The organism is Mycobacterium sp. IDUB_21, from assembly GCF_055419425.1.
On sequence record NZ_JBVAXQ010000003.1, the window covers coordinates 20083 to 40079 of the forward strand.

A 19997-nucleotide genomic window follows, 5' to 3' on the forward strand; every position below is an offset into this window, starting at 1 on the left:
CCGGGATTCGCGGCACCCAGTCACCGCCGTGCGATGCCGAATAAAGAATCCTGAATTTCTTGTGTTAACAATGGCGTCGCACTCATCTTTTGGTTAGGTTCACATCGCCAGGGATGTGCACGGGACAACGCAAACACCTGGAGTCGGGGAGGTCGTGATGACGACTATGCGGTTGCGCCCGCTGGGGGCGATGGTGTTGGCGGTGCTGTGCGCCGCCGTGCTGAGCGTGGCATCGATGCCGTCGCCGGCCTACGGGATGGACCAGCTCATCGCCCGACTGCGGCTACTGGCCGACGAAGGCTGGATCATGAGCGGCACCGGGGTTCCCGACCCGACCGTCGGCTCCTACATCAGCCAGATCCTGGCCGGCTACCTGCAGCCGTCGTCGCCGCATTTCGACGGCCAGCCGACCTTTGACGGCTACAACTTCCAGGGCCTGACCACCCCGGAACAGTTCTGTCCGTTCGTCTGCATCCCCGGCCAGCCGGCGCTCAACTTCGGCCAGTCCCTGGATCAGGGCGTCGCCGCGCTGCACCAGTCGATCCTTCCGCAACTGCTGGCCGGCGACAACGTCACGGTGTTCGGCTACTCCCAGAGCGCCACCGTCAGCACCATCGAGATGCACGACCTGATCGCCAACGCGGGGACCACCGGCTACCCGACCCTGGACCAGCTGGGCAACCTTCACTTCGTGCTGATCGGCGACCCGAACAACCCGATCGGCGGCATCCTGGACCGCTTCCAGTTCCCCGACGACCAGCACCTGCCGTTCGTCAACATCCCGCTGAGCGTGGACGCCACAACAACCGAGCACATCTCGACCGACATCTACACCGGTGAATACGACGGCTGGGCCAACTTCCCGCAGGATCCGACCAACATCCTGGCCGTCATCAATGCCCTGATCGGCATCCAGACGGTGCACCCGTACTACCCGGCCTACACCGCCGACCAGTTGGCCGCCGCCATCAACGTCGGCACCATCGGCGAGTCCAACCTGTACATGATCCCGCAGAACCTGCCGATCCTGCAGTTCATGTTCAACGGCGGGACAGCCGGGCAGTTCTTCGGCGACTTCTTCTCGCCCTGGGCGCGGCTGGCCATCAACTGGGGCTATGGCAACGCCGGAGACCCGGACGTCAACGGGATGTACCAGATCCCGGCCGGCGAGTTCATCAACGGCAGTGCCTACCAGCAGGCGTTCGGGGTGGCCGGGGGACCGTGGGCGATGACGCCCACCGGCGAGCTCTACGACGGCTCCAGCGTGATGGGCCTGTTCGAGAAGATGGACCCGCTGCAGATGCTGGCCGGCACCCAGAACGCACTGATCCAGAGCATGGTCGGCCCGTGGGCGGACGTCGCGGCCGCCGCCAGCGGTGGCACCCTGTCGGCTTCGGACATCAGCACCATCACCGGCATCACCGACTTCCTGCAGGTCATCACCGGCTACGACCTGGTCAACCAGGTCGACCAGTTCATCCTCAACGGGTGGAGTGACCTGGCGAACTCGATGGACCTGGGCGATGTGCTGGGCCCCGACGCGGTGCTGAGCGGAGTCGGCATTCCCGGTGACGGGCTGCTGGGTCTGGTCGGCGCGGGCTTCGACATCTTCAATTCCTTCGGGGCGTAAGCGCGCGACACGCCGAGAACGGCGTCGGGGACGCCCGTCCACCTGCGGTGGACGACTGGCCTCACATTGTGGATTTGACAACACCCGTTTTCTTAATAGGCTCAACGCTGAATTCCGCCTTATAGATCCATGTGAAGTCGTCGGGTGGAACCAAAGAGCGAGTGGAACGACCCGGAAGGTCCGCGATGACCGCTAAACGACTGCACCCGCTGGGCTCGACGCTGCTGGCGGTGCTGTGCGCCGTCCTCCTGGGTGTGTCGTCGCTGCTGACGCCGGCGCTGGCGTCCCGGCTGGAGAAGTTGATCACCGACGTCCAAGAGCTGGTGCTGCTGGGCAGCGAAGCCTGGATCATGACGGGCACCGGCCAGGCCGACCCGACGATCGGCAGCTACATGGACGTGGTGCGGGACTTCTACCTGCAGCCGGCGACACCGTGGTTCCTCGGGCAGGCAACCTACCCCGGCTACGCGTTGAACGGCCTGATCACTCCGGAGCAGTTCTGCCCGATCGTCTGCCAGCCGCTGCCGGTCCCGCAGCTGAACTTCGCGGACTCGCTGGCGCAGGGCGCCGCCAACCTGGAGGGCGCCATCCGGGGGCAACTGGAGGCCGGTGACGAAGTCACGGTGTTCGGTTACTCGCAGAGCGCCGTCGTGTCCACCCTGGCGATGCACAACCTGATCGCCACTGCGCCGGGCGGCGATTACGACCCGGCCAACCTGCACTTCGTGCTGATCGGTGACCCGAACAGCCCGATCGGCGGCATTCTGACCCGCCTGCACTTCCCGGACGGCTTCGACGGTGGCATGCAGCACATTCCGTTCCTGAACATCCCGGTGGGCATCGACCCGACCCCGACCGGGCCGTTCGCGACCGACATCTACAGCACCGAATACGACGGCTGGTCCGCCTTTCCGCAGGACCCCACCAACCTGCTGGCCGTCATCAACGCGCTGATGGGAATCCCGGCGGTGCACGGCTCCTACTTCAACGACAACCTCGCCAACGCCATCGACCTCGGCTCGATCGGCAACGCGAACTTCTACATGCTGCCCGAGCAGCTCCCGATCCTGGGGCCCCTCTACGGGCTCGGCGACTTCGGCAAGTTGGTCGGCGATGCGCTGTCGCCGGTGCTCAAGGTGGCCATCGACTGGTCCTACGGCAACCCGGGCGCCCCGGACGCCGGCATCGCCGTGAACGGTGTCGACCCGATCGGCGCGGCCGGCGCCTGGGCGGTCACCGCGACCGGCCACCTGTCGGAGGACACCGGTGTCGCCGGGTTCCTGCTGCGGATGGACCCGCTGCAGATGCTGGCCGGCATGCAGTACGCCGGGGTGCAGAGCCTGACCAACACCATCAACAACCTGCTGGACTTCGCCGGACAGGATCCGCTGTCGCAATCGGTGGTCGACTCGCTGCTGGGCGGCTACAACTTCACCGTCGAGCTGGATCAGCTGCTGCTCAACGGGTGGCAAGACCTGGCCACCGAGTGGAATCTGCTCGACGTGCTGGGGCCGGACGCCATCTTCAACGGTGCCCCGCTGATCTCCGCGCAGCCGCTGCTGGACCTGCTCGGGGTGGGCTTCAGCATCTTCAACTACCTCGACGCCTGACCCCGATGCCTGGCCGTCGGCTGGGGGCGGTGCTGCTGACGGCGGCGTCGCTGTTGGCGGCCACCTGCGGGCCGGGCGTGGCGGGCATGGTCGGCGCCGGCCCGCAACACCGGCCGGACGTCGCGCTGCGCGCCGATGAGGGCTGGATCATGGGGCCGACCAGCATCCCCGACCCAGGGGTCGGCGGCTACCTGGACGCGGTGCTGGACCGCTTCCTGCAGCCCGCCGCGCCGTGGTTCCCCGGGCAGCCGACGTTTCCCGGCTACCGGTTCGAACCTCTGGTCACCCCCGAGCAGTTCTGCCCGCTGGTGTGCCTGCCCCCACCGAACCCCTACCTGACCTTCGCCGAGTCGGTGGCCCGCGGCGTCGACATCCTGCACGACGCGATGGCGCCACAACTGCAGGCCGGCGATGACGTCACGGTGTTCGGCTACTCGCAGAGCGCCACCATCTCCACCCAGGAGATGGTCAACCTGCTCGCTGCCGGGCCCGGCGCCGATAACCTGGACGCCCTGCACTTCGTGCTGATCGGCAACCCCAACAACCCGCTCGGCGGAATCCTGACCCGCTTCCCGGCATACCCGCTGTTGAGCGACCAACCGGTGCACCTGCCGTTTCTGGGCATCCCGTTGAGCATCGGGCCCACACCAACCAGCGGATTCGACACCGACATCTACACCGGTGAGTACGACGGCCTGGCGAACTTCCCCCAAGACCCTTCCAACCTGCTGGCCGTGGTCAACGCGCTGATCGGGACGGCGACGGTGCATTTCTCCTACCTGGAGTTCGACAACCTCTCCGACACCGTCGATCTGGGCACCATCGGTGACACCGACTTCTACTCCATTCCTCAGCAGCTGCCGATCCTGTGGCCGATCTACGCGCTCGGCGACTTCGGCAAGGTCATCGGCGACGCCCTGGCGCCGGGACTCAAGCTGGGCATCGACTGGGGGTACGGCAACCCGGGTGACCCCTCCGTCGGCGTCAACGGGACCGACGCCATCGGGCCTTGGGCGGTCACCGCGAGCGGTCAGCTGGCCGAGGGCTCCGGCGTCGCCGGCTTCCTACTGCGGATGGATCCGCTGCAGATGCTGGCGGGTCTGCAGTACGCCTCGGTGCGCAGCTTCGTCGACCCGGTCAACGACCTGCTCGGCTTCGCCGGGCACGATCGGCTGCCGGATCCGTTCGTCGAGGCGCTGCTGGCCGGCTACCGCTTCACCAACGAGGTGGACGCCTATCTGCTGGGCGCGTGGCATGAGCTGGCGGTCTCCCTGGATGTGGTCGACTGGCTCGGCCCGGACGCCGTCTTCAACGGGGAACCACTGATCTCGCTGGGGCCGCTGCTAGACATGGGCGCGGTGGTCTTTGAGATCCTCAACTTCCTCGGCGCATGACCCGTAGGGTTTGAGCCCGTGGATGTCCGCATCGTCGATCACCCGCTGGCCGCGGTCCGGTTGAGTTCGCTGCGCGACGAGCGCACCGACAGTGCGGGATTCCGGGCGGCGCTGCGCGATCTGACGCTGATGCTGATCTACGAGGCCACCCGTGACGCGGCCTGCGATCCGGTGGCGGTGCGCACGCCGCGGGGCGACGCGGCCGGCGCGCGACTGGCCTGCCCGCCGCTGCTGGTGCCGGTGCTGCGGGCCGGGCTGGGCATGGTCGACGCGGCGCAGGCCCTGCTGCCGGAGGCCGCGGTGGGATTCGTCGGGGTGGTGCGCGACGAGCAGAGCTTCACCCCGGTGCCCTACCTCGCCGCGTTACCCGAGGACCTGAGTGCGCGACCGGTGCTGGTGCTCGACCCGATGCTGGCCACCGGCGGGTCGATGACGCACGCGGTGGCGGTGCTGCGCGAGCGGGGGGCCGACGACATCACCGTGTTGTGCGTGGTGGCTGCGCCGGAAGGTATTGCAGCGCTGGAGAATTCTCATCCCGGGGTGCGGTTGTTCACCGCCGTCATCGACGACGGACTCGACGAGAACGCCTATATCGTTCCGGGGCTGGGGGATGCCGGCGACCGTCAGTTCGGGCCGCGCTGAATCCGGCTACCAGGCCCGCACCTCGTCGGCGACGGCCGCGCACACCCGCGAGGCCTCCGCGCGGTCCGCGGCCGGGTCATCGGAAGGGACCCGGGTCACTTCGAGGTAGCACTTGAGCTTCGGCTCGGTGCCCGACGGTCGCACCACCACCCGCACCGAGCTGCCGTCGCGCTGCCCGGTGAACTCCAGGGCGTCGGTGACCGGCCCGCGACGGTGCAGCAGATCAGCTGCGGTCACCACGAATCCGGCCAGCAGACCCGGCGGGTCGGCACGCAGTCGGTCCATCACCGCGATCGCCTCGGTGACGTCGGCGACCCGGCGCGACACCGCGTCGGTGACGTGCACGCCGTGCCGCCGGGCCAGCTCGTCCAGCGCGCCGGTGACCGAGGCGCCCCGATCGCGCAGCGCCGACACCAGGTCGCAGGCCAGCACCGCGGCGGTGATGCCGTCCTTGTCGCGCACCGCATCCGGGTCGACGCAGTAGCCGATCGCCTCCTCGTAGGCATAGACCAGAACTGTGCCCTGCCGCCCGATAGGCGGCGCATCAGCCCTGGCCAGCCACTTGAACCCGGTCAGCGTCTCGACGTGGCGGGCCCCGTAGCGTTCCGCGATGCGGACCAGCATCCGCGAGGACACCACGGTGCTGGCCACCACCGCACCGGCTGTCCGGTCCGCCGGCAGCCGCGAAAGCAGGTAATCACCTAGTAGCCAACCGGTTTCGTTGCCGGTCAGCATCCGCCAGCCGTCCGGGCCGGCGAAACCGACCGCGCACCGGTCGGCGTCGGGATCCAGCGCGATCGCGATGTCGGCGTCGACGCCGGCGGCCAGTTCCAGCAGCTCGTCAGCGGCACCGGGCTCTTCCGGATTGGGGAACGCCACCGTGGGGAAGTCCGGGTCGGGGTCGAATTGGCTTGCCACGGTATGGATATCGCTGAATCCCGCGGCGTGCAGCACCTGGACGGCGAGCGCACCACCCACCCCGTGCAGCGGGGTCAGTGCCACCCGGGCCCGCCCGCGGTGGCGTCGGACGGTGGCGGCCCGCCCGATGTAGCGTTCCACCAGATCGCCGCCGGCCGGCCGGACCGGACGCCGGGCGATTTCGTCTGCCGGGGGAGCGGTCGCCATAGCGGCCTCGATCTCGGCGTCCACGGGTGCCACGATCTGCACGCCGCCGTCGAAGTACACCTTGTAACCGTTGTCTTCTGCCGGATTATGCGAGGCGGTGATCTGGATGCCGGCCGCCGCCCCGATCTGGCGCACTGCGAACGCCACTACCGGCGTCGGCAACGGATCGGGCAGGAGGGCAACCGAGAAGCCCTCCGCGGCAAGCACTTCCGCGGTGGCAGCCGCGAAATCCTCCGAGCCGTGCCGCGCGTCGCGGCCGACCACCACCGTCGAGCCGGCGTGCCGGTGCGCCTTCAGCACCGTCGCCACCGCCCAACTGGCGCGCAGCACCACGGCGAGGTTCATCGCGTCCGGCCCGCCCCGAACCGGTCCGCGCAGGCCCGCGGTGCCGAACTTCAGCGGTGCCGCGAACCGGGCGGAGGCGTCGTCGGCGTCCCAGCCGGCCACCTCCGCGGCGGTCACCGGGTCCGGGTCGTGAGCGATCCACTCTTCAGGCGTCACAACCGGATCACGACGTCGGCGAGCAGCGCACCCATTCGGGCCGCCGACTCCCGGCCCGCGGCCAGCACCTCGGCATGGCTGAGCGGCTCGCCGGTGAGCCCGGCCGCCAGGTTGGTCACCAACGACAGTCCCAGCACCTGCGCGCCGGCCGCCCGGGCGGCGATCGCCTCGTGCACGGTCGACATCCCCACCAGGTCGGCACCCAGGGTGCGCAGCATCCGGATCTCCGCCGGGGTTTCGTACTGCGGGCCGGACATCCCGGCGTAGACGCCCTCGACCAGCGTCGGGTCGACCTGGCGGGCCAGTGCGCGCAGCGCCGGGGTGTAGGCGTCGACCATGTCGACGAAATGCGCGCCTTCCAGCGGCGAGCGTCCGGTCATGTTCAGGTGGTCGCTGATCAGCACCGGCTGGCCGACATCGAAGTGCTCGCGCAGGCCGCCGGCCGCGTTGGTCAGCACCACGGTGTTCGCGCCGGCCGCGACCGCGGTGCGAACCGGGCGGACGACATCGGAGAGCGGGTGGCCCTCGTAGGCGTGGATCCGGCCGACCAGCACCAGGACCTGGTGGCTGCCGATCGGTATCGACACCAGTTCGCCCAGGTGACCCGCCGCGGTCGGTGCGCTGAACCCGGGCAGCTCCGCCATCGGCATCGCCGCGGTCGGGGTGCCCAGCTCCGCCACCGCGGGCGCCCACCCCGAACCGAGCACGATCGCCACGTCGTGGGTGTCGACGCCGGTGCGTCGGGCGACGACGGCCGCCGCCTGGGTCGGGAGCGCAACCGTCACAGCCAATGAGCTTAGTCGCGTGCAGCGGTGGGATACTGCGTGAATGTTTCCAGCGTCCGCGTCGCAGGCCGCCGAGGCGTGGTTGGCCGTCAACGCCGACGAGCTGGTGGCCTGGCGGCGGCATCTGCACCGCCATCCGGAGCTGAGCCGCCAGGAGTTCGCCACCACCCAGTTCATCGCCGAACGCCTTGCCGGCGCCGGCCTCAACCCCAAGGTGCTGCCCAGCGGGACCGGCTTGATCTGCGACTTCGGCCCGGAAGACGGGCCGCGAATCGCGTTACGGGCCGACATCGACGCACTGCCGATGACCGAGCAGACCGGGGCGCCGTACTCCTCGATGGTGCCGGGGGTGACGCACGCCTGCGGCCACGACGCCCACACCGCGATCCTGCTGGGCGCCGCACTGGCGCTGGCCGCGGCGCCGGAGCTGCCGGTCGGGGTGCGGCTGGTGTTCCAGGCCGCCGAGGAGCTGATGCCCGGCGGAGCGATCGACGCGATCGCCGCCGGTGTGCTGACCGGGGTCAGCCGGATCTTCGCGCTGCACTGCGACCCGCGGCTGCAGGTCGGCCGGGTGGCCACCATCCCGGGTCCGATCACCTCGGCGGCCGACACCATCGAGATCACCGTCGGCGGCCCCGGCGGGCACACCTCGCGGCCGCATCTGACGGCCGATCTGGTCTACGGGCTGGGCACGTTGATCACCGGGCTGCCCGGGGTGCTGTCTCGGCGCATCGACCCGCGTAACAGCACGGTGATGGTGTGGGGAGCGGTCAACTCCGGGGCGGCTGCCAACGCGATCCCGCAGGCCGGGCGGTTGGCCGGCACCGTGCGCACCGCGAGCCGCGACACCTGGGTGGCGATGCAGGGCATCGTCGAGGAAGCGGTGGCTGCGTTATTGGCGCCGCTGAACATCGAGCACACGCTGTACTACCACCGCGGGGTGCCGCCGGTGGTCAACGAAGCGGTGTCGACGCGGATGCTCACCCACGCGATCGAGGCCGTCGGGCCGGACGTGCTGGCCGACACTCGGCAGTCCGGGGGCGGCGAGGACTTCTCCTGGTACCTGGAGCAGGTGCCCGGCGCGATGGCCCGCCTCGGGGTGTGGCCGGGCGCCGGGCCGCAACTGGATCTGCATCAGCCGACGTTCGATCTCGACGAGCGGGCGCTGGCGATCGGGGTGAAGGTGATGGCCGGCGTCGTGGATCAAGCCGGGCTGCCCTGAACTTGCGCAAACACGCACGCTCGCGGCAAAGATACGGAGCGAGCTAAGACCCGGGGCCGATGTTGCTGGCCGGGCGCGTCTGCAGATTGCGCACGTATTCGTCTGGCGCACCGGCGATCTGGGCGGCCTCGGCCACCACGCCCAGATAGCGCGCCGACGGCAGCCCGCCCTCCCAGGCGTCCACCACGTACAGCCAGGCCAGCACCGGCTCGGGCTTACTGTCCCCGGGGCCCGATGTGATCCCGTCCACCCGATCCACCCGGCAGCGGATCTTCTTGTGGATGCCGAAGTCCGATCCCTCCCAGCTGTCCATGTTCTTCTCGTCTTCGGGGGTCACGTCGTACAGGACGACGAAAACATTCGAGTCCGGGTCCTCGACCACGGTCGCCAGGGCGCCCTCCCAGCCGATGTCCTCGCCGGCGAACGTCAGCCGCCAGCCGTGCAACCAGCCGGTCCCGGTCATCGGGGAGTGCGGTGCGCGCTGCAGCATCTGCTCGGGATGCATGTTTGACCCGTAGGCGGCGTAGAGCGGCACGGCAGAAAGCTTAAACGTCGAGCCCCCGATAGGTTAGTCGCTGTGACATCTGCCTCGACCCGCATCGTGATCCTCGGCGGCGGCCCGGCCGGTTACGAGGCCGCGCTGGTGGCGGCGGCCAAGGGCCCGGACGCGGTGACGGTCACCGTGGTCGACGCCGATGGCATCGGCGGAGCCTGCGTGTTGTGGGACTGCGTGCCGTCCAAGACCTTCATCGCCTCGTCGGGGGTGCGCACCGAGCTGCGGCGGGCCCCGCACCTGGGTTTCGACATCCACTTCACCGACGCCGAGATCGAACTGAACCAGATCCACGAGCGGGTCAAGTCGCTGGCCGCGGCGCAATCCGACGACATCCGGACTCAACTGCTGAACTCCGGCGTCGACGTCATCGCCGGCCGCGGGGAGCTGATCGACTCCGAGCCAGGCCTGGCGCACCACCGGATCCGGGTGACCGAGCACGGCGGTTCAGCGCCGCATCAACCCGGCGGCGCGCAGCGCGTGCTCGATGCCGACGTGGTGCTGATCGCCACCGGCGCCAGTCCGCGCATCTTGGCCAACGCCGAACCGGACGGCGAGCGGATCCTGACCTGGCGCCAGCTCTACGACCTGCGCACGCTGCCCGAACACCTGGTGATCGTCGGCTCCGGGGTGACCGGCGCGGAGTTCGTCAACGCCTACACCGAACTCGGCGTGCACGTGACGGTGGTGGCCAGCCGCGACCGGGTGCTGCCGCACGAGGACCCCGACGCCGCCCGGGTGCTGGAGCGCTCGTTCGCCGAACGCGGCGTCACCCTGGTCAAGAACGCCCGGGCTCAATCGGTCACCCGCACGCAAGACGGGGTGCTGGTGACGATGACCGACGGCCGCACCGTGGCCGGCAGCCACGCGCTGATGACGGTCGGGTCGGTGCCCAACACCTCGGGGCTGGGCCTGGACCGGGTCGGCATAGAGCTCGGCCCCGGCAACTATCTGGAGGCGGACCGGGTGTCGCGGACGTCGGTCCCCGGGATCTACGCGGCCGGGGACTGCACCGGGCTGCTGCCGCTGGCGTCGGTCGCGGCAATGCAGGGCCGGATCGCGATGTATCACGCGTTGGGTGACGCGGTGGCTCCGATCCGGCTGCGCACGGTGGCCGCGGCGGTGTTCACCCGGCCCGAGATCGCCGCGGTCGGGGTGCCGCAGTCCCAGATCGACGACGGCACCGTGCCCGCCCGCACCGTCATGCTGCCGTTGCAGACCAATGCCCGGGCCAAGATGAGCCGGATGCGGCACGGCTTCCTCAAGTTGTTCTGCCGGCCGGCCACCGGAACGGTGATCGGCGGGGTGGTGGTGGCGCCGATCGCCTCCGAGCTGATCCTGCCGATCGCGCTGGCGGTACAGAACCGGATCACCGTGTCGGATCTGGCGCAGACGCTGGCGGTGTATCCGTCGCTGTCGGGTTCGCTCACCGAGGCCGCCCGCCGGTTGATGACGCACGACGACCTGGACTGAGGCGCGCCGCCGCCCGTGAGGCCGGTGTCACACCCGTCCCGGCCGGGTGGCCACGTAGCCTGGCAACCGTGAGCACGCTGGGACCTGACCAACGAGCACAAGCCTGGGAACGACTCGGCAGCGAACAGTTCGACGTGGTGGTGATCGGCGGGGGCGTGGTCGGTACCGGCTGCGCGCTGGACGCCGCCACCCGCGGTCTGAAGGTCGCGCTGGTCGAGGCGCGCGACTTCGCCGCCGGGACGTCGAGCCGGAGCTCGAAGATGTTCCACGGCGGGCTGCGCTACCTCGAGCAGCTGGAGTTCGGTCTGGTGCGCGAGGCACTGCACGAGCGTGAGCTGTCGCTGACCACGCTGGCACCGCATCTGGTCAAACCCCTGCCGTTTCTGTACCCGCTGACCAACAGGTGGTGGGAGCGGCCCTACGTGGCTGCCGGAATCTTCCTCTACGACCAGCTGGGCGGGGCCAAATCCGTTCCCGCGCAACGTCACCTGACCCGCGCCGGGGCGCTGCGGCTGTGCCCGGGGCTCAAACGCAGCGCGCTGATCGGCGGCATCCGCTACTACGACACCGTCGTCGACGACGCCCGGCACACCATGACCGTCGGGCGCACCGCGGCGCACTACGGGGCGGTCATCCGCACCTCCACCCAGGTGGTGGCGCTACTGCGCGAAGGCGACCGGGTGACCGGGGTGACCGTGCGCGATTCTGAGGACGGTGCGACCACCGAGGTGCGCGGGCATGTCGTGGTCAACGCCACCGGGGTGTGGACCGACGAGATCCAGGCGCTGTCGCGTCAGCGCGGCCGGTTCCACGTCCGGGCCTCCAAGGGCGTGCACATCGTGGTGCCGCGGGACCGGATCGTCAGCGAGGCGGCGATCATCCTGCGCACCGAGAAGTCGGTGCTGTTCGTCATCCCGTGGGGCACCCACTGGATCATCGGCACCACTGACACCGACTGGAACCTGGACCTGGCCCACCCGGCGGCCACCAAGGCCGACATCGACTACCTGCTGACCACCGTCAACACCGCGCTGGCCACCCCGCTCTCGCATGCCGACATCGAGGGTGTCTACGCCGGACTGCGGCCGCTGTTGGCCGGGGAGAACGACGACACCTCCAAGTTGTCCCGCGAGCACGCGGTGGCGGTGCCCGCGCCGGGCCTGGTGGCCATCGCCGGCGGCAAATACACCACCTACCGGGTGATGGCCGCCGACGCGATCGACGCGGCCGCCGAGTTCATCCCGACGCGGGTGGCGCCGACGATCACCGACAAGGTGCCGCTGTTGGGAGCCGACGGCTATTTCGCGCTGGTCAATCAGGCCGAGCACGTCGGTGCGCAACAGGATCTGCACCCCTACCGGGTGCGCCACCTGCTGGACCGCTACGGCTCGCTGATCCACGACGTGCTGGCACTGGCCGACGGGCAGCCGGACCTGCTGGACCCGATCGCCGAGGCGCCCACCTATCTGAAGGTGGAGGTGGCTTACGCCGCCGCCGCCGAGGGCGCCCTGCACCTGGAGGACGTGCTGGCCCGCCGGACGCGGATCTCCATCGAGTACGCCCACCGCGGGGTGAACTGCGCCCGCGAAGTCGCCGAGGTGATGGCCTCGGTGCTGGGCTGGGACGACGACGCCGTCGACGCGGAAGTGGCTAACTACACCGCCCGGGTGGAGGCCGAGATCCTGTCGCAGGAACAGCCCGATGACGCCTCGGCGGACGCGTTGCGGGCCGGGGCACCCGAAGCCAGGACCGAGATCCTGGAGCCCATTCCGCTTCCATGAACTCGGTTTCATTACTCCGGGGGCGACTCCGCTTAAAAAACCGTGCATTTAGTCTGTAATAAGCATTAACATATGTTTGACAGTTGTTTCAGGGGGCATTACTTTCCTCTCCATCAGCTGGGTCACATGGGGGATCCGGGTACCGGGGAAGGTGTGGTCCATGGCGGATCTTTTCGGGGGGGCGCGCCCGCGTGTCCTGGCGAGGAAGGGCGGCTCGCTGGCCGCCGCCACCGTTCTCGCGGGCGCCGGTCTGATGGGTGTCGCGACGGCCGGGCCGGAGCTTCCCGGTGCGCCGTTCTCCGTGTCTTCTGTGCACCACAACGTGGCGCTGGTCGACTTCCCGACGTTCGCGCAGAGCCTGCAGACCCTGCTCGACACCATGGGGGTGGGCGACCTCAACGCGGTGCTGGGAGGGTTCGGTGACATCCCCGGCACCACGACGCCGCTCAGTGTCAGCGCGGACGTGTCGGCCCTGCTGGCCGCGCTCAACCCGGACGGCATCACCCTGGGCGGTGTCGGCACCATGTTCGGGGTATCGCTGACCGAGCCGCTCTACAGCACCACCGGCGACTCCCTGCTGGGCGCCGGCGGCCTGTTCGTGGTCGGCGGCGTGCCAATCGGCAACATGGACCTCAGCAACGTCATCGACGTGGTTCTCGGTGCCGGCGCCGGCGAGCACTCCCTGACCGACCTGGCCGACGCGGTGGGCCTGGGCTCGATGCTCAGCCAGTACGGGAGCCTGATCGGCGCGCTGGGGCTGGACAACATGAACTTCATCAGCTGCACCCTGTCGTGCGGCGGTGTCGCTTCAATCGACACCCATCCCGACTTGAGCGTCGGCAGCTCGCTGAACGACTGGCTGAGCGGGATACTGAAAGTGCCCACCACCGACGTCACCCAAACGGTAGGAATTCTCTTCCCCACTACGTCGGTCGTGCCGAACAGCGCCTACACCCTCGGCGAGTACCTGCACACCCTCACCGCCGGCACGACCCCGCTGGACCAGGCCACTCTGGCCGACCTGTTCCACCTGACTCCCAGCCAGCCGTGGGATCAGTACCTCGACGGCCTGCCGTTCGGCGGCACGCTGCTGGACCCCTCCGGCGAATTCCTGGGCGAGCAGACGCTGGGCACGTTCTTGAGCAGTCTCCTGCCCGCCGACAGCACCCTGACGATCGACGGCGCCACGCCGATCACCGACATCCTGGAGGCCTTCGGTCTGCTGAACTGGTAGCAACCAGGCGCGCGTCAGACCTGCCGCACCCGGCCAGCTGGCCGGGTGCGGTTTTGTATTCATTTCAGCTTTGCTGTAGACCGCTCCCGCAGTTGTGCGTATTTTGCTCCAGGGACGGAATTGACCGGTATTCCTAGGCCGTAAATTTCATACTATTTGATGGCTATAGCCGGATGTTAACGCCGATGCGGTATTGCGCCCGACTGCAGCCGTTCTGCAGGACTGAAAAACCTATAAAATGCTGAGTGATCTGTTATCTCACGCATGGTCGGCTCCTGGCGTTACTCCTGGCATCGCTGTTGCGACAGTTCGCTGATGTTGCTTATGAGCTGGTAAATTCCTGCGAACAGCGGTTGCTGACGCACGCGAAAGAAAACGGTGAAGTAGTTGACATGAGGCTGAGTGCATAATAAGTTAATGTGCGTTGTAGAAATCGCACATTATTTTTGTTTCGATCCCTGAAGGGGGGCCCTGTTACATGTCAACTCTTTCCCTTGCAGCGCCGATGCATTCGCGCGGCTTCGTGGCTAAAGCCGGCGCATTCGCGGCCGGTACTGCCTTAGCTGGTGCGGCTGTGTTCGGCGGCGCGGTCGTTGCTCCGACGGTCACCGCCGGCATCGCCGCGTCGGTACAGCGCGACTTCGTGCTGACCGCCGACCCCGCTCCCATGGTCACCGACTTCGTCGCCAGCCTGCAGAACCTGCTGGACACTGTCGGTGTCGGGAACATCGGCCAGGTGCTCGCCCTGTTCGGCGACGGCCCCGACGGCAACCCAATCGGCACCAGTTCCGACCTGAGCGTCCTGCTGGCCGCCCTGAACCCGGTTGGCGCGGATGGCACCAGCGTCTCGCTGAACGAGATCAGCGGCGGCCTGCTCGGCCAGGACCTCACTGCAGTGCTGTCCGGCATCCAGATTGGCGGCGCCCCCCTGGGTGATGTGCCGATCGATTCGCTGCTCGGCGGCTTCATCGGAGGTGCCGACGGCATCAACACCAGCATCGGGGCCCTGCTGACCCAGTTCGGCTTCGGCCCGTACGTCGGGCTGCTGAACTTGTCGTTCCTCGGCATCGACTTGTCGCCGACCACGTCGGTTGCCGACCTGCTCAACAACATGCTGGGGATCGACGCCAACACCTCCATCAACAGCCTGCTGGCTGATAACGGCTTCGGCGACGCCACCGTCGCGAGCCTGCTGGGAATCAGCCCGGATCAGCTCAGCGCCGGCTGGGACCAGTTCGTTGACGGCCTCCCCGTCGGCGGCACGATCATGGACCCGACCGGCACCGGAGTGCTGGGCGACGAGTCGCTGGGCGCCTTGCTGACCAGCCTGCTGGGCACGGGCGCCACCCCGGTAGACGGCGCCACCGACCTGACCACCTTCCTGGGTGACCTGGGCATCTTCGACATGCTTGGTATCAGCTGAGTCAGTCCGTACCGATAAGCCACATCGGCCGCAACCCTCGACGGTTGTGGCCGATGTGGCTTTCGTGCGTAGGGGCATGAGCGCACGCGGCCACCGCTACGGATCCTCGGGATCGTCCTCGTCGGCGCTGTCGCGCAGCAGCTTCTCCGGATGGTGGTAGCCGTTGGTGCGGGGTTGGCCCCCATCGAGGTGCGGCGGGGGCAGGGTTTCGATCACCCCGTCGCAGCGTTTGCGGGTGCGCCAGCCGCCGGACAGCAGCCGATGGTGCGGCCCGCAGCGCAGCGTGAGGTCGTCGATATCGGTGCGGTGGCTCCGCGCATAGTCGCTGTTGTGGTGCACCTCGGTGAGCAGGGCGGGCACCGGGCAGCCCGGATGGCTGCACCCGCGCTCCTTCGCGTAGAGCACCAACCGTTGACCGGCGTTGGCCAGCCGCTTGCCGTGATACAACGCGATTTCTTTGGCGCCGTCGTAGATCCGTAGGTAGTGATGCGCCCCGGAGGCCAGCCGGATCACGTCGCGTAGCGGCAGCCAGGTACCGCCGGCGGTGGTCGCCTTGCCCGCGGCGGCTTCGAGCTCACCCAGGCTGAACGAGACGACGAGGGTGGCCGGCAGCCCGTGATGGCTGCCCAACTCACCGGACGCCAGCAGGTTGGCGCACATGGCGGCCAGCGCGTCGTGATTGCGCTGTCCGGCCGAGCGCCGGTCGTTGTCGATCGCGTCCTGTGAGGGGGTGCCGGAACGGCACGGACTGTCGTCGTCGGGGTTACACATCCCCGGCGCGGCCCAGCGGGCCAGCACCGCGTCCAAGCCGGCGCGGGTCAGCGGGTCCAGCCAGCCGGTGATGGGACTCATCCCGTCGGCGTCCTGCTTGCCGATCACCAGACCACGCCGATGGGCGCGGTCGACGTCGGAGAAGACCCCGTCGGGGTTGAGGCAGTCGGTGAGCCGGTCGGCGAGTTTGGCCAGCTCGTCGGGGCGATGTTCCCGCCCGAGGCCGGCCAGGTGCTTTTCGGCGCGCGCCCGGGTTTCGACGTCGACGTCAGTCGGCAGCCGGTGCCAGAAACCACGGATGACCTCGACGGCGGTGCCGCCCATCTGCCCGTCGCGCTGGGCTGCCGCGGTCTCGGGCAGCACCGGCGGCAGTGACTCGCCGACCACGTTTCGGCGCTCGCCGAGATCGGCGGCGGCGGCGATACGCCGGCGCGCCTCCGCGCGGGTGATGCGCAGCCGGTCGGCTAGCGCCCAGGGGAGCTTGCCGCCCAACTCCTCGGAGTCGGCCTGCTCGGCGACCTGGTTGATCAACGGGTGTTCGAGGGCCGGCAGGCGGCGCCGCAGCCGCTCGCAACGTTCCAGCAGCGCCAAACGCTCCGGTGTGGTCAGCGCGTCGAACGACAAGTCCAGCGCCCGATCGAGCCCGGCGGCCAGGGCGTCGAACGCCCCGAGCACCTCTTCGCGGTCATTCGAACACATGTGCTAATAGTAACGAAGCCCACCGACAAGAAACCGGACCAAAGCCACAGTGACGCAAGTGATTACAGTGAACAACGAGTCGTGGGGGATACACTCGTCCGGAAGTGACGAAACCCCGAGAAGGCCTGCGATGACCCGCCGACGTCCCGCCCCGCTGCCGGTACGTGACGGCCTGGGCCCGGCGCGGCTACGGCTGCACGGCGGGCCGGTGGCCGCCGAGTTGCACGCCCGCTTCGGCGCGGCTGCTGCGGCGAAGGTGGCCGCCGCCGAGGTGGTGACCGCCGACGGGGCGGTGGTCGACGAGACGACGGTGCTGCCGGCCGGAGCGCACGTCTTCTGGTACCGGGAGCTGCCCGACGAGGTCACGGTGCCGTTCGGCATCCCGGTGCTGCACCACGACGAGGATCTGGTGGTGGTCGACAAGCCGCACTTTCTGTCGACCATGCCCCGGGGGCGCCATGTGGCCCAGACGGCGCTGGTGCGGCTGCGCCGTGAACTGGGGCTTCCCGAGTTGAGCCCGGCGCACCGACTGGACCGGCTCACCGCCGGGGTCTTGCTGTTCACCACCCGCCGCGAGTTGCGCGGCCCCTATCAGACGCTGTTCGCCCGCGGGGCCGTGCGCAAGCAGTACCTGGCCCGCTCGTCCGCGCAGCCGGTGGGAGAGTTTCCGCGGCTGGTGCGCAGCCGGATCGTCAAGCGGCGCGGCTGCCTGCAGGCGCGTGAGGAACCCGGCGAACCCAACGCCGAGACACTGGTCGAGGCGTTGGGTGAGGGCAACTACCGGTTGACCCCGCGTACCGGGCGCACCCACCAGTTGCGGGTGCATCTGGCATCGCTCGGCCTGCCGATCGACGGTGATTCGCTGTATCCGCAGGTCGTCGAGGTCGCGCCCGATGACTTCTCCACCCCGCTGCAGCTGCTGGCGTACCGGCTCGAGTTCGAGGACCCGTTGACCGGCCGGCAGCGCAGCTTTGTCAGCCGGCGCGCGTTTCAGTTGTGACCGTCCCGGGTACAGGAAGGCGACGACAGAGCAGAGGGGAGCCTGATTCTGATGAAGACGCACGGCAGGATGGCGATCGCGGTGCTCGGCAGTACGGCGGCACTGGTGGCAGCGGGTTGTAGCGGAACCAAAGAAGAAGCCCCGACCAGCACGACCACCACCACCACCACGACCACGACCACCACGACGGAGATGACGCCGATGGAGCCGGCACCCGGTGCGCCTGGCGGGGAGTACCCCGGCGAGCCCGGAGCCCCCGGCGGCCCGACCGGTGGCGGTGGCCCCGGTGGCGGTGGCGGTCAGATTCCGGGCGGACCCACCGGTGGTGGGGGGCCCGGTGGCGGTGGCGGTCAGATTCCGGGCGGACCCACCGGTGGTGGCGGGCCCGGCGGTGGCGGCGGCCAGATTCCGGGCGGCCCGAGCGGCTGGGGTGGTCCCGGTGGCGGCGGCGGCTGTGTCCCCGGTGTGGGCTGCGGCGGCTGGCCGTGATCGGCCAGCGGCACTAGGACGTCAGGGGTTGGGTCGCTAAGGCGTTAAGTCGCCACCCAGGCCGAACAGATCGGCCAGGTTGACCAGGGTGCCGCCGAGTGCCTCGACGATCGGCACACCCGCCCCGAAGATGGTGGCGAACGGCACCAAGCCCGTAATCGCGGCGAGCGGCTCGCCGATCGCGCCGAGGATGTTGCCCTGGGAGAGCTGCTCGCTGACGAAGCCGGCCAACAGGGACGGCACCGTGGTCAGCAGCGTGTTGATGGTGTCGCCGATCGGCAGCAGCGCCGAGTAGTCGGCCGACAGCGTCCCGGTGATCATGTTGAGGATCTCGGTGGGCGACGACGAGAACAGTGACACGTCGGGGGTCGGGAAGCCGGTGGCCACGCTCAGTCCGTTGCGCGCCAGCTCCAGCAGCCCGGGCAGGTCCAGGTCGCCCACGCTGGTCGCGTCGGTGAAGCCCAACAGGTTGGTCAGCTCAACCATGCTGTTCAGCCACGGGTTGGTCAGGATGTTCGACAGGTCGTAGTTGTCCGGGTTCGACAGGTCGGCGATGGCGTTCTGGATGCCGGTGGTGACGCCGTTGGCCAGTGCGGTGAAGACGTCGCCCCAGTTCAGATCGGTCGGGAACAGTCCGAACGGCGTGGGCACGTCCGCGGGTCCCGGGTCCCAGCCGTGGTCGATGCTGCCGTAGCCCAGGTTGACCAGGATCCGCATGTCCGGCTCCAGCAGGTCATACAGCGGCTGGCCGATGAACGGGATGATCTGCAGCGGCACCAGCAGTGGCAGGCTGTCGGCCGGAATCATGTAGTAGTGGGTCAGGCTGTCGGCTGCTGATGTCGGCAGCTCGACGGCGTTGGCGATCTGGTCGGCCGAGAAGACCGGGTAGCCGGTGTGTTCGGTGAGGATGCCCAGGTAGGCGTTGAGGTCGGCCAGGAAGTTGAGCGGGTAGCGCGGGAAGTCGGCGAAGCCGTCGTACTCGGCGGTGTAGATATCGGTGGGGTACAGGTCCGACGGGGTCGCCCCGCTGAACGTGATGCCCAGCGCCGGCGCCGACGGGCTCTCGCCGTCGATCGGGACGTGGAAGCGTTCCAGCATTCCGCCGTTGGGATTGCTGGGGTCGCCGACCAGGATGAAATGCACGTCGTCGCCGGGGACGCCGTCGGCGGCCAGCTGTGGCATCAGCAGCGAGGAGATGGTGGCGCTCTGCGACCAGCCGAACACGGTGACGGGGTTGGCGGCGTCGACGTTGCCGCTGGCGATCTGGCGTTCGATCGTCTCGCGCAGGATCTCCTGGCCCTGGGCCAGCGACTGGTCCAGCGTCAGGCTCTTGGGCCCGGTCAGCGGGTACAGGCCTTCGGGGGTGAACAGGCCCTGCGGGGTGCCGGTGTAGCCGTGCGGCTGCAGGTACAGCTGGTTGACGGCGTCCACGTAGCCCGGCGGCGGGATCGCGATGGTGCTGCCGCCGATGACGTAGGCGGGACCTGCACCCAAGGGGGAGTCGGCGTCGACGCTCGCCAGTCGCACCGCGCGAGCCGAGCCGGCCGCATCGTGCGGGGGTGCGACCGGGAGTGCGGTGGGTGCCAGAACCAGCCCGGCGCCGACGAGCATGACGCCGATGCTGCGATATGGACGAACAGCTGTGCGCATGATCGTGAACCCCCC

The 19997-nt window shown here is 68.8% G+C and carries 16 protein-coding genes; 11 read left to right on the plus strand and 5 right to left on the minus strand.

What is annotated here, in order from left to right:
- Positions 1-157 precede the first annotated feature (157 nt).
- The 4 genes from ACZYY4_RS05335 to upp all read left to right on the plus strand — a co-directional run bounded on the left by ACZYY4_RS05335 (position 158) and on the right by upp (position 5276).
- Positions 158-1630, plus strand: a complete 1473-nt coding sequence (locus tag ACZYY4_RS05335) for a PE-PPE domain-containing protein (protein WP_463808483.1) — start codon at positions 158-160, stop codon at positions 1628-1630.
- A gap of 185 nt (positions 1631-1815) precedes the next feature.
- The gene (locus tag ACZYY4_RS05340; RefSeq protein WP_463808484.1) at positions 1816-3240 is read left to right on the plus strand and encodes a PE-PPE domain-containing protein; all 1425 of its coding nucleotides are present in this window, start codon (positions 1816-1818) and stop codon (positions 3238-3240) included.
- Positions 3241-3245: 5 nt separating this feature from the next.
- Positions 3246-4634, plus strand: a complete 1389-nt coding sequence (locus ACZYY4_RS05345; protein WP_463808486.1) for a PE-PPE domain-containing protein — start codon at positions 3246-3248, stop codon at positions 4632-4634.
- An 18-nt stretch (positions 4635-4652) separates the two neighbouring features.
- Positions 4653-5276 carry a uracil phosphoribosyltransferase gene (gene upp, locus ACZYY4_RS05350; protein WP_463808487.1) on the plus strand — a complete coding sequence of 208 codons (624 nt, stop codon included), beginning with the start codon at positions 4653-4655 and terminating at the stop codon, positions 5274-5276.
- A 6-nt stretch (positions 5277-5282) separates the two neighbouring features.
- Here upp and ACZYY4_RS05355 read toward each other — a convergent pair whose 3' ends face one another.
- Together ACZYY4_RS05355 and ACZYY4_RS05360 are read right to left on the minus strand one after the other, a co-directional pair.
- Positions 5283-6902 (minus strand): phospho-sugar mutase, encoded by a 1620-nt coding sequence (locus ACZYY4_RS05355; protein WP_463808488.1) that lies wholly within the window; start codon positions 6900-6902, stop codon positions 5283-5285.
- Positions 6899-7687, minus strand: a complete 789-nt coding sequence (locus ACZYY4_RS05360) for a purine-nucleoside phosphorylase (protein ID WP_463808489.1) — start codon at positions 7685-7687, stop codon at positions 6899-6901. The genes ACZYY4_RS05355 and ACZYY4_RS05360 overlap by 4 nt, the downstream gene beginning before the upstream one ends.
- 43 nt (positions 7688-7730) lie before the next feature.
- On the opposite strand from ACZYY4_RS05360, the gene ACZYY4_RS05365 reads away from it, so the two are divergent.
- Positions 7731-8909: an amidohydrolase gene (locus ACZYY4_RS05365; RefSeq protein ID WP_463808491.1), complete on the plus strand. Its 1179-nt coding sequence runs from the start codon at positions 7731-7733 to the stop codon at positions 8907-8909.
- Between the two features lie 43 nt (positions 8910-8952).
- On the opposite strand, the gene ACZYY4_RS05370 is transcribed toward ACZYY4_RS05365, so the two are convergent.
- Positions 8953-9444, minus strand: coding sequence for a gamma-glutamylcyclotransferase (locus tag ACZYY4_RS05370; protein WP_463808492.1), 492 nt, complete (start codon positions 9442-9444; stop codon positions 8953-8955).
- A gap of 42 nt (positions 9445-9486) precedes the next feature.
- On the opposite strand from ACZYY4_RS05370, the gene ACZYY4_RS05375 reads away from it, so the two are divergent.
- The 4 genes from ACZYY4_RS05375 to ACZYY4_RS05390 all read left to right on the plus strand — a co-directional run bounded on the left by ACZYY4_RS05375 (position 9487) and on the right by ACZYY4_RS05390 (position 15373).
- On the plus strand, positions 9487-10935 hold the full coding sequence (locus ACZYY4_RS05375; protein ID WP_463808494.1) for an NAD(P)H-quinone dehydrogenase: 1449 nt from the start codon (positions 9487-9489) through the stop codon (positions 10933-10935).
- 59 nt (positions 10936-10994) lie between these two features.
- Positions 10995-12716 (plus strand): glycerol-3-phosphate dehydrogenase, encoded by a 1722-nt coding sequence (gene glpD / locus ACZYY4_RS05380; protein WP_463808963.1) that lies wholly within the window; start codon positions 10995-10997, stop codon positions 12714-12716.
- 160 nt (positions 12717-12876) lie between these two features.
- Positions 12877-13950: a hypothetical protein gene (locus tag ACZYY4_RS05385; RefSeq protein WP_463808496.1), complete on the plus strand. Its 1074-nt coding sequence runs from the start codon at positions 12877-12879 to the stop codon at positions 13948-13950.
- A 478-nt stretch (positions 13951-14428) separates the two neighbouring features.
- Complete coding sequence (locus ACZYY4_RS05390) at positions 14429-15373, plus strand: hypothetical protein (RefSeq protein WP_463808497.1); 945 nt, start codon at positions 14429-14431, stop codon at positions 15371-15373.
- 96 nt (positions 15374-15469) lie between these two features.
- On the opposite strand, the gene ACZYY4_RS05395 is transcribed toward ACZYY4_RS05390, so the two are convergent.
- Positions 15470-16843: an HNH endonuclease signature motif containing protein gene (locus ACZYY4_RS05395; RefSeq protein WP_463808499.1), complete on the minus strand. Its 1374-nt coding sequence runs from the start codon at positions 16841-16843 to the stop codon at positions 15470-15472.
- A 130-nt stretch (positions 16844-16973) separates the two neighbouring features.
- Here ACZYY4_RS05395 and ACZYY4_RS05400 point away from each other — a divergent pair, with 130 nt between their 5' ends.
- Together ACZYY4_RS05400 and ACZYY4_RS05405 are read left to right on the plus strand one after the other, a co-directional pair.
- Positions 16974-17843 carry a pseudouridine synthase gene (locus ACZYY4_RS05400; RefSeq protein WP_463808501.1) on the plus strand — a complete coding sequence of 290 codons (870 nt, stop codon included), beginning with the start codon at positions 16974-16976 and terminating at the stop codon, positions 17841-17843.
- Between the two features lie 51 nt (positions 17844-17894).
- Complete coding sequence (locus ACZYY4_RS05405; protein WP_463808503.1) at positions 17895-18332, plus strand: hypothetical protein; 438 nt, start codon at positions 17895-17897, stop codon at positions 18330-18332.
- A 36-nt stretch (positions 18333-18368) separates the two neighbouring features.
- Here ACZYY4_RS05405 and ACZYY4_RS05410 read toward each other — a convergent pair whose 3' ends face one another.
- Positions 18369-19982 carry a PE-PPE domain-containing protein gene (locus tag ACZYY4_RS05410; RefSeq protein WP_463808504.1) on the minus strand — a complete coding sequence of 538 codons (1614 nt, stop codon included), beginning with the start codon at positions 19980-19982 and terminating at the stop codon, positions 18369-18371.
- Positions 19983-19997 lie beyond the last annotated feature (15 nt).